Below are 10,458 nucleotides of genomic sequence, written 5' to 3'. Positions count from 1 at the left end.
CCTCCCCACCCGCCCTCGGTAGACTGGAGGGCATGCATAGGGATAGCAGGCAGGGCCTGGTCAGTTGGCTGATCTTCATCGTGGTGGCGGCGGCGTTGGGCGCGCTCGTCTGGACCGGATGGTCGCTCATGCAACGGCACGTCATCGCCCTGCCGGGCGAAGGCACGGTGAAATCGGACTCGGCCGTCACCGTCGGGCTCGTCGGGGCACCGGAATCGCTGGACGTCCGCACGTCGACGGACGGCGCCGCCACCCGCGCGCTCGTCGGCAACGTGTACGAGACGCTCATCTCACGCGACGCGAAGAACCAACTCACCGCCGGCGTCGCCTCATCGTGGAAAACGTCACAGGACGGCAAGACCCTCACCCTCACCCTGAACAACGGACGGACGTTCTCCAACGGACACACGCTCGACTCGTCCGACGTGGTCTGGTCGCTCCAGCAGGCCGTCCAAGGCAACTGGCCGGACGCGGACACCAAACTCGCCGCGCTCGAATCGGTGACCAACCCGAACCCCACCACCGTGAAGATCGCCCTGAAGGAGCCGGACGCCACCCTGCCGCGCACCCTCGCCGGACATCTCGGCATCGTGTACGACAGCGAGGCGAAGATCAACTACGCCAAGGAGGCGGTGGGCTCCGGACCGTTCACCGTGGCCGGATTCCAGGACGGCGTCCTCACGTTCCAGGCGCGCAAGGACGGCGACGCGAAGACCAACGTCGTCAAGCTCAAATACTTCGCCGACGACGGCGCGCTCGTCAAGGCCGCCGAATACGGCGGCATCGACGTGGCCATCCCCAGCGACCCGGCCAACGCGGACAAACTCAAGGACGACCCCTCGTTCACGGTCAAGGACGGGACCAGCACCCGCAAGATGGTGCTCCTGTACAACAACGACACCGAATCGATCCTGTCCATCCCGCGCGTGCGCCAGGCCGTCACCATGCTCATCGACAAGCAGGCGCTCACGCAGGGCCGCGCCGACGTGGCGCAACTGCTCGGCGGACCCATCGGACCGCTCGAACCCGGCTACGAGGACCTCACGTCCGTGAACGCGTACGACAAGACGAAGGCGCAGCAGATGCTCACCTACTTCTCCTCCCGCTACCTCGGCACGTTCCAGTTCATCACCACGGCCGAGATGCAGCCGCTCGCGCAGGGCATCGCCGACCAGCTCACGTCCGCCGGACTCAAGGTGAACGTGGAGACGTTGGACGCCGACCAGATCAAGCAGCGCGTGGACGCCCGCACGTTCAACCTCATGCTCGCCACGTTGGACGGCACGGACGGCACCGCGGACTTCGCCGACGCGAACACCACCTCCCACTACACGAACGGCGACGCGCAGCAGCAGTACCAGACGGCCGTCAAGGCCACCAACGCCAAGGACTACGAGGCGGGTCTCAAGACGTTCGCGCGCACGGTGAGCGAGGACGCCGGCAGCGACTGGCTGTACGCGAAGCGCACGGCAGTCGCCGCGTCCACGAAGACGTCCGGCTACCCCACGTCGATGACGGACGACCTGCTGCCGCTCGCCGACGTCGTCAAGCGGTGACGTCGCGCGCTTTCGTCCGATTGCAGCGGCCGTCGCGCTTTCGTCCGATGCACGACCGTCCGATTGCGGCGTCCGATCGCGGACGCCTCGGCTCCGACAGCCCCACGCGCCCGCCGTATCGTGCGTGAGGGGCGGAACGCCGCGCATTGTCACCATTCGTGCATAAACTCGCGTGTATGACTGAAGCCAAATCCATCACCGCGAACCTGACCGCGCTGCCCGACCGCGTGGGCGTCGACGGTCTCGAAGACAAGTGGCGCGCCGTCTGGGACGAACAGGGCACGTACAAGTTCAACGACACCCGCGACCGCAAGGCCGTGTACTCCATCGACACCCCGCCGCCCACCGTCTCCGGCCACCTGCACGTCGGTCACGTGTTCTCCTACACGCACACCGACGTCATCGCCCGCTTCAAGCGCATGCAGGGCTTCGACGTGTTCTACCCGATGGGCTGGGACGACAACGGTCTGCCCACCGAACGCCGCGTGCAGAACTACTACGGCGTGCGCGTCGACACCTCCCTCAAGTACGATCCGGACTTCAAGCCGCCGTTCGAAGGCACCGAAGGCAAGAAGGTCGACGCGAAGGACCAGGTCCCCTGCTCCCGCCAGAACTTCATCGAACTGTGCGAGAAGCTCACCGCCGAGGATGAGAAGCTGTTCGAGGCGCTGTGGCGCGAACTGGGCCTGTCCATCGACTGGTCGCAGACCTACCACACCATCGGCGAGCACCCGCGCCGCGTGGCCCAGAAGGCGTTCCTGCGCAATCTCGCGCGCGGCGAGGCCTACCAGAAGGACGCGCCGGGCCTGTGGGACGTGACGTTCCAGACCGCCGTGGCCCAGGCCGAGCTCGAATCCCGCGAATACCCGGGCTTCTACCACAAGGTCGCGTTCCGCTTCGAGGACGGCACCCCGATCTACATCGAGACCACCCGTCCGGAGCTTCTGGCCGCCTGCGGCGCACTCATCGCGCACCCGGACGACGAACGCTACAGGAAGTACTTCGGCCAGACCGTCTACTCCCCGCTGTTCAAGGTGAAGGTGCCGATCCTGGCCCACCCGGCGGCCGAGATGGACAAGGGCGCCGGCATCGCCATGTGCTGCACCTTCGGCGACGTGACCGACGTCGAATGGTGGCGCGACCTCAACCTGCCGACCCGACCGATCATCCAGCGCAACGGCCGCATCATCATGAACGTGCCGGACTGGATCACCGACGAAGGCGGCAAGGCCATCTTCGAGGAGACCGAAGGCAAGACCACGTTCTCCGCCCGCAAGATCATCGTCGACCACCTGCGCGAATCCGGCGACCTGGACGGCGAGCCCACCCCGACGAAGCGTATGACGAACTTCTACGAGAAGGGCGACAAGCCGCTCGAAATCGTCACCTCCCGCCAGTGGTACCTCAAGAACGGCGGCACCGACCAGAAGCTCAACGCCGAACTCATCGAGCGCGGCCGCGAGCTGAACTTCCACCCCGACTTCATGCGCGTGCGCTACGAGAACTGGGTGCACGGCCTCAACGGCGACTGGCTCATCTCCCGCCAGCGCTTCTTCGGCGTGCCGTTCCCGCTGTGGTACCCGGTGCTCGAAGACGGCTCGGTGGACTACGACCACCCGATCACGCCAAGCGAGGACATCCTGCCGATCGACCCGACCAGCGACGTGCCGGCCGGCTACACCGAGGATCAGCGCGACGTGCCCGGCGGCTTCACCGCCGAGAAGGACATCATGGACACGTGGGCGACCTCCTCGCTCACCCCGCAGATCGTGACCCACTGGGAGGAGCCGGACGAGGCGTCCAAGGCCCTGTTCAAGGCCACGTTCCCGATGGACCTGCGCCCGCAGGGCCAGGACATCATCCGTACCTGGCTGTTCAGCTCCGTGGACCGCGCGCACCTCGAGAACAAGTGCCTGCCGTGGAAGCACACCACGCTCTCCGGCTGGATCCTCGATCCGGACCACAAGAAGATGTCGAAGTCCAAGGGCAACGTCGTCGTGCCGGACAAGCCGATCAAGCAGTTCGGCGCCGACGCGGTGCGCTACTGGGCCGCGGCCGCGCGACTCGGCCTCGACGCCACCTACGACGAAGGCCAGATGAAGATCGGCCGCCGTCTCGCCATCAAGCTGCTCAACGCCACCAAGTTCGCGCTGGCGATCGGCCGCGAGGACGAGAACCACCACGTGAGCGAAGCCGCCGAGGTGACGTGGAACCCGGCCGACGTGACCGAGCCGCTCGACCGCGCCGCCATGGCCAAGATGGCGCTCGTCGTGCGCGAGGCCACCGCCGCGCTCGACCACTACGAGCACTCCAAGGCGCTCGAGGCCATCGAGAACTACTTCTGGCAGTTCTGCGACGACTACATCGAACTGGTGAAGAACCGCGCGTACGGCACTGCCGACGCCACCGGCCACGTGCCGAGCGAGGCCGCGGTTCGTTCCGCGCGCACCGCGCTGGGCCTCGGCCTTGACGCGTTCACCCGCCTGCTCGCGCCGTACCTGCCGTACGCCACCGAAGAGGTGTGGAGCTGGATGCACGCCGGCTCCGGTTCGGTGCATCGCGCCGCTTGGCCAACCCCGGACGTGTACGAGGCCGCCGCGTTCAAGGTCGCCCCGGAGCTGCTCACCCACGCCGGCGAGGCGCTGGCCGCGCTGCGCGGCATCAAGTCCAAGGCGAAGGTCTCGATGAAGACGCCGATTCTGTCCGTCACGCTGGGCGTGGCCGACGACGTGCGCGAATCGCTGGCCGGTGCGCTGGACGACATCGCCGAGGCCGGCCGCGTGGTGGGCAAGATCCACTTCGCCGCCGCGGCTGCCGCCGTCCGCGCCGCCAAGGAGACGGTGGAAGCCGCCCGCGAGGCCGCCAAGGAAGCCAAGGCCGAGACCGAAGCCGCCGCCGAAATCATCGTCCAGGACAGCGAGCTGGGCGAGCCGCCTGTTAAGAAGCCTCGTAAGTAGGCTTCTTAACAGGCGGCCTTCGCGGCCAGCCACTCACTTCGCCTGTGGACGGTCCACCGGACTGTCCGCTTGACGGCTCAGCCGGTGAAGAAGCCTCGCAAGTAGTCCGTAAGTAGCGGACAAGTAGCGGGCGGCTTGGGGGTTTGCCGCCGGCTGCTTAGAAACACGATGGAGGGCTCTGAATCCTTATGCGCTAGGGGTTCAGAGCCCTCCATCGTATATTCGAGGCGATTCGGCGGCCGATAATCGCGGCGAACTACCTTCCACCGCGGCAATCAGCCGCTGACGCAATCCCAGCGGCCGAAACCCGCGATAACACCCCGCCACCGCGACAATCGGCCGCCAACGCAATCCCAGCGGCCGAAACCCGCGACGCACCGTCTCACACCGCGACAATCGGCCGCAACGGCCAACCGGCACCAACCACCGCCACTCAGCGGCGGGTCATCTCCTCCTCGATCTCCTCGAGGGACTTGCCCTTGGTCTCGGGCACGAAGCGCATCACGAACGGGATCGACAGCAGCGCGAACACGCCGAAGATCGCGAACGGACCGCCCACATTGTTGCCGAACGCGTCGAGCAGCATGAGGAAGAACTGGGAGACGATGAAGTTGCCCAGCCAGTTCGCGGCGGAGCCGAACGAGGAGCCGATGCCGCGCACGGACAGCGGGAAGATCTCGCCGATGAGCACCCACGCGATCGGGCCCCAGGAGATGGCGAAGCCGAGAATGTAGAACGCGATGAGGATCATCGTCGGCACGGCGAGCGCGGCGACGTCGCCCACGAAGTTCATCACGGCGAGGATGGCGAGGGAGACGGTCATCACCACGGAGCCGAAGATGAGCAGCTTCTTGCGCGGGAACTTGTCCATGATGAGCGTGGCGATGATCGTGGAGACGAAGTTGACCACACCGATGCCGACGGACACCCAGATCGCGTCGCCTTCGGGGAATCCGAAGCCCTTGATGAACACCTGCGGCAGGAAGTAGATCACCGAGTTGATGCCGACGAGCTGCTGGAAGAGCATGATGCCGACGGCGGCAAGCAGCGCCGGGCGCGCGATGCGGAACAGCTCGCGCACGCCGCCCTTGGTGTCCTGCGCGGCGACTTCCTTGATCTCGTCGAGTTCGAGCTGAACCTGCGCCTGGTCGACGTCCTTGCGAATGAGGGTCAGGACTTTGAACGCGTTGCGGATGTCGCCCTTGTTGACGAGGTAGCGCGGCGATTCCGGCAGCATAATGCCGCCGATGAGCAGCAGCGCGGCGGGCACGAGCGCCGAGCCGAGCATCCAGCGCCAGTCGCGCACGCCCAGCAGGTTGTGGTGCAGGAAGCCGAGGTTGGAGGCGTAGGCGAGCAGGATGCCGAACGTGATCATCAGCTGGAAGAGCGTGGAGAGCGATCCGCGGCGTTCCTTCGGCGCAAGTTCGGCGAGGTAGGCCGGGGTCAGGGCGGACGCGGCGCCGACGGCGAGGCCGAGGATGATGCGCGCGGCGACCATCATCAGGAAGCCGGTCGAGGTGGCGCACAGGCCGGAGCCGAGCAGGAAGAGGATCGCGGAGACGATGAGCAGCTTCTTGCGTCCGAACCGGTCGGACAGCGCGCCGATCGACAGCGCGCCCACGCATGAGCCGATGAGCACGGACGAGGTGATGAAGCCGGTCTGGGAGACGCTCAGGCCGAAGTCGGATTCGATGAGCGGCGAGGCGCCGGAGATGATGCCCGTGTCGAAGCCGAACAGCATGCCGCCGAGCGCGCCGAACGTGAAGATGAACGTGCTGTTCAGCGGCCATCGCGTGGAGAATCCGCGCGAGACCTCCTGCTCCGCCGCCTTGGTGATGTCGCCGATGGTGTCCGTGACCGTCGTGCCGTTATGCGATTGCGATTCCGTCATCGCTGACTGCCTTTCCTGCATGCCGTCCATGCCGTCGGCGGTTCCGTCCGGGAGACGCCGGGCCTGGGGTTGGATGGTTCCGAGAGGTCGGTGCGTCCGTCTTCACTGCCGCGGCCGCACGTTTCGTTGCATTCAACGATACGACGCGATTCCCGTGCGACACACCATGAAACGCGATTTTCAGTAAACGATTACCCCAATATTTACAACGGTTTTACTGTGCTGCGTAAATGTGAACGCTACCAGCGGTCGGCTACAGTCCCGGTTCGACGATGAGGAACCTCGCGTCCACCTGCGCGGCGCCGTCCTTCGGCAGAAGCGCCTGCACGTCCCGTTCACCCAGCGCCTGCGCGACGAGCGCACCGGCGTCGCCGAGCGTCGCGGTGTCGTTGATGAGTCCGGTGGTGTCGATGGAGAGCAGCGGACCGGAGCTCAGGCCGGCCATGCCGAGATACGGCGAGGGACGGTTCGCCGTCGCGGACGACGTCTTGCCTTCCGCGCCGTCCGAGCCGTCCGATTGCGACGTGCCGCCCGACTTGCCCTTCGACGCGTTCTTCGACGAGCCACCCGACGAGCCGACGCCGGGAATGCCGCCGGCGAACTTCATCACGTCGCCGCTCGACGTCGTGCCGGCGTTCTCGTCGATGACGGTGGTGGTCACGTCGCCGTCCGACGCCTTGGCCGCCTTGCGCTCGGCCGCCGCCACGCGCTTCAACCGCGCGCGTTCCGCCCGGGCAGCCAGCGAATCGTCCGCAGCCGCGCTCAATCCTATAGAATCGGACGAGCCAGAAGCCCCACCGGACCCCGCAACGCCCGTTCCTATAGAATCGGACGAACCAGAAGCCCCACCGGACCCCGCAACGCCCGTTCCTATAGAATCGGACGCGGTGCCGGACGCGACGGAAGCCCCACCCACGCCGGACAGCTCCCCCACGCCGGACAGCTCTCCCGCACCGGACAGCTCCCCCGCGAACCGCAGCACAATCTGCCGATACGCGCTCGCGGCGCCCGTATGTTCGCGCGCGGCGGCCAGCGCGTCCATCGCGGCGTTCACCTTCGCGGTGTCGTCCGCCAGATCGGCGCTCGTCGCGAACTCCTTGTCCGTGGCTGCGATCGCCTGATCCCGATAGGCGGAGGCGCCAGCGGACGCACCGCCGGTCAACGCGCTCAAATGCTTCGTGTACACGTCCGTGTACGCCATCGAATACGGGATCATCGCCTGGGAAAGCTGGCTCTGCCCGGCGGAGTACGCCTTCGCGCCCTCGGTCTCCTCTTCGCCGGCGCGGCGGGTGAGCGTGTCCGCGAGCCCGTCCACGCCCTGCGCGCGCACGATGCGGATCACCTGTTCGATGGCGTCGGCGGCGCCCGCGTGCTGGTGGGCGGAGGCGAGCGCGTCGGTGGCGTTCGCCTCGTCGAGCACGGCGGCGGCGAGCGGGGTGTCGCCGCTCAGCTCGCCGGCCGTGCCCATGAGCGCGGTCAGCTGCGTGGACGAGCCGATGGAACCGGACAAGTGGTTCGTGTACGAGCCGACGTACGCGGCCATGTAGGCGTGGAACGCCTTGTCGTAGGCGGCCTGCTGTTCGGCGATGGCGCTTTGGGCGAGCCCTCGCTCCAAGTCACGCAGGGAGGTGAGCTGATCGATGAGCCGCTGGTTGGCGTCGTTCGAGCCGCCGCCGGCGGCGGACCCGTCGAGGTCCTTCACCGCGACCGACCCCTGCCCCAGGGCCTGTGCGGTGGCGGCGAGCGCGGACGCGTCGGCCGCGGAGACGACGGTCATCTGTCCCATCGTGAACTTCTTGGCGGTCATGTAGCAGTCGAGCCGCTCCCCCACACGCAGCACGGCGGCGACCATGATGTTCGAGCCTTGCGTGAGGGCGACGGCGTCGTCGCCGACCTGCACGTCGTCGGTCACGCTGGTGGGGATGGTGAAGACGACGAGCATGCGCTGCGACTGCGCCGCGGGGGTCACGTCGTCGGCGTCCGTATCGTCGACGAGCCGTTCCAGCGTCGCCGCGGCGTCCGCGTCGAGCGTGACGTGCACGCCGACGAGGCCGTTCGCGCCGGTCACTGTCTCACGGCTCACGTTCGGCCCGTCCAACGAATAGTCGACGCGCACGCCGATCGGCAGCGTCCGTTCGCCGGCCGGCACGCGCGTCACGGCGGACGCGACGGAGGAGCCGGACCCATCGGACGAACCGGACGAATCGGATGAATCGACCGATCCGGACGCGGCGAAATACAGGTCACCGGGCGTGCCGGACCCGTCGGTCACGGTGAACACGTCATGCCCGGCGACGGCGGGAGCGTCGACGTGCGTCCGCACCGCCTCCGTGCCGGCCGCGCCGCCCAGGGCGAGCGACGACGCCACGACGAGCGCGCATGCGCACGCCAAGGCGCGCCCATGCGCATGACCGCCGTGACGGCCATGGGAATGGGGGGACCGCATGTCAGGCGAACACGTCCAGCACGCCCGGATCGCCGCCCGCGTCGGCGATGCGCTGGTGGCGCTTCTTCGCTTCGGTGACGACGAATTCGCGGTACATCTCGGCGATGTCCGGGTCGAGGCCCGCGGCCACGGCGATGCGATGCAGGCGTTCGATCTGGTAGTCCTCGCGCTTGTAGTCGGCGGGCGCGAAACCGGCGCGCGCCTTGAGCACGCCCACCTGGGACGTGTATTTGAACCGTTCGGCGAGCAGGGAGACGATGGCCGTGTCCACGTTGTCGATGGACTGGCGCAGCGACTTGATCTTCGCCACGGTGAGGGCGGTCTCGGGGTCCTTGGCCGCCTGTTCGGAGTCGATGACGGTGGCGTTCTCGCCGGGGTTGCGGGTGACGGTGGCGCTCAGCCAGTCGCCGCCGTCTTCGGAGGGGGTCGTGCTCGTCGTTTCTGTCATACGTGCCACCTTACTCCACGTTGCACGGTCCATACGCGGGGCACCAGCACCAGCGCATTCGGTACGTTCAGTAGCGGTAGTCCGGGCCGATGGTGAGGGCGTCGTCGTGGGTGCGGCCGGTGTGGATCGCGTCGTTGACGGCGGCGATCTCGTCGGCGCTGTAGTCGAGGGCGCGGCCGTCGATCTCGTTGACGGGGATGATCCAGCCGCCGTGCGTCATGTACAGACGGTCGGCCTCGCGCAGCTCCGCGATGGGCAGCTTGCGGTATTCGATGCTCTTGCCCTCCTGACGGGCCCAGGCGAACAGTTCGCGCTGGGAGGTGCCGTTGAGGATGCCGATGGACGGGTCGGGCGTGACGAACGTATCGCCGTACCGGGCCACGATGGAGGAGTTCGGACATTCCATCGTGTATCCGTCCTCCGTGTAGAGGACGGCGTCGCCCACGCCGCGGCGCGCGCATTCGCGGTGCACGGCGCAGTTGAACGCGTAGCTGAGCGTCTTCGCGCCGTTGAGCAGCCAGGGCGCACGTTCGGTGATGTCGGAGGGGTAGCCGCGCGTCATCGAGGCCATGCTGATCGGATCGACCTCGTGCAGGGTGCCTTTCGCGTCGAGGAAGATGAAGACGGTGGGCGTGCGGTCGGAGGCCTTGCCCACGCCGGTGTCCGGGTCGAGGCCGCGGGAGACGATGATGCGCAGCAGCGGGCCGGGTTCCGGGTCGTCGTATGCTTCGATGACGCGTTCCACGCCGCGCGTGAGCGCCGCGAAGTTCGGCTTGGGCAGGTCCACCATGGCGGCGGATTGGGCCAGGCGGCGAAGGTGGTTCTCCAGGGAGACCGGGTATCCCTTCCATACGGTGGTGGCCTCGAAGATGCCGTCGCCGCGCAGCACGCTCAGGTCGAAGGCGTTGATGTTGAGTCCGGCCGGATCCACCAGCGTGATGAGATCGGCGTCGCTCACCTTCTCGTCGCCGAACATCGCCTTGCCGTTGCCCATTCCCAACACGATGGAGCTCATCGGAATTCCCCTTCCCGTCCGGCGTTCGCGCCCGACGTCAAACGACCGGTTTCCCGGTCCTGTACTGTCCGCGCCCAACCTATCCGGCGTATGTTTCGCCGGGGCGGCGCACCGTTGCACGGCCGAAATGAAACCGTCACAAACC

At 67.1% G+C, this 10,458-nt stretch carries 6 protein-coding genes; 2 read left to right on the top strand and 4 right to left on the bottom strand.

Annotation, left to right across the window (positions count from 1 at the left end):
• Positions 1–1,556, top strand: a 1,556-nt coding sequence (locus tag KIH78_RS09390) for an ABC transporter substrate-binding protein (RefSeq protein ID WP_219132140.1), incomplete at its 5' end; no start/stop codon positions are given.
• Positions 1,557–1,732: 176 nt separating this feature from the next.
• Positions 1,733–4,513: a valine--tRNA ligase gene (valS, locus tag KIH78_RS09385; RefSeq protein WP_219132139.1), complete on the top strand. Its 2,781-nt coding sequence runs from the start codon at positions 1,733–1,735 to the stop codon at positions 4,511–4,513.
• A gap of 433 nt (positions 4,514–4,946) precedes the next feature.
• Here valS and KIH78_RS09380 read toward each other — a convergent pair whose 3' ends face one another.
• From KIH78_RS09380 to KIH78_RS09365, 4 genes are all read right to left on the bottom strand, one after another.
• A complete protein-coding gene (locus KIH78_RS09380; protein ID WP_338024139.1) occupies positions 4,947–6,404 on the bottom strand; it encodes a sugar porter family MFS transporter in 1,458 nt (485 codons plus the stop codon).
• A 253-nt stretch (positions 6,405–6,657) separates the two neighbouring features.
• Positions 6,658–8,796 (bottom strand): hypothetical protein, encoded by a 2,139-nt coding sequence (locus tag KIH78_RS09375; protein WP_219132138.1) that lies wholly within the window; start codon positions 8,794–8,796, stop codon positions 6,658–6,660.
• A 55-nt stretch (positions 8,797–8,851) separates the two neighbouring features.
• On the bottom strand, positions 8,852–9,298 hold the full coding sequence (locus KIH78_RS09370; RefSeq protein ID WP_236034556.1) for a chorismate mutase: 447 nt from the start codon (positions 9,296–9,298) through the stop codon (positions 8,852–8,854).
• Positions 9,299–9,365: 67 nt separating this feature from the next.
• Positions 9,366–10,313 carry an aminodeoxychorismate lyase gene (locus tag KIH78_RS09365; RefSeq protein ID WP_219132137.1) on the bottom strand — a complete coding sequence of 316 codons (948 nt, stop codon included), beginning with the start codon at positions 10,311–10,313 and terminating at the stop codon, positions 9,366–9,368.
• Positions 10,314–10,458: the final 145 nt, after the last annotated feature.

The organism is Bifidobacterium saguinibicoloris (assembly GCF_019331725.1).
GTDB classification, from domain to species: domain Bacteria; phylum Actinomycetota; class Actinomycetes; order Actinomycetales; family Bifidobacteriaceae; genus Bifidobacterium; species Bifidobacterium saguinibicoloris.
Note: the sequence above shows the minus strand (reverse complement) of the source record. Positions and strands in the feature narration are given on the sequence as shown.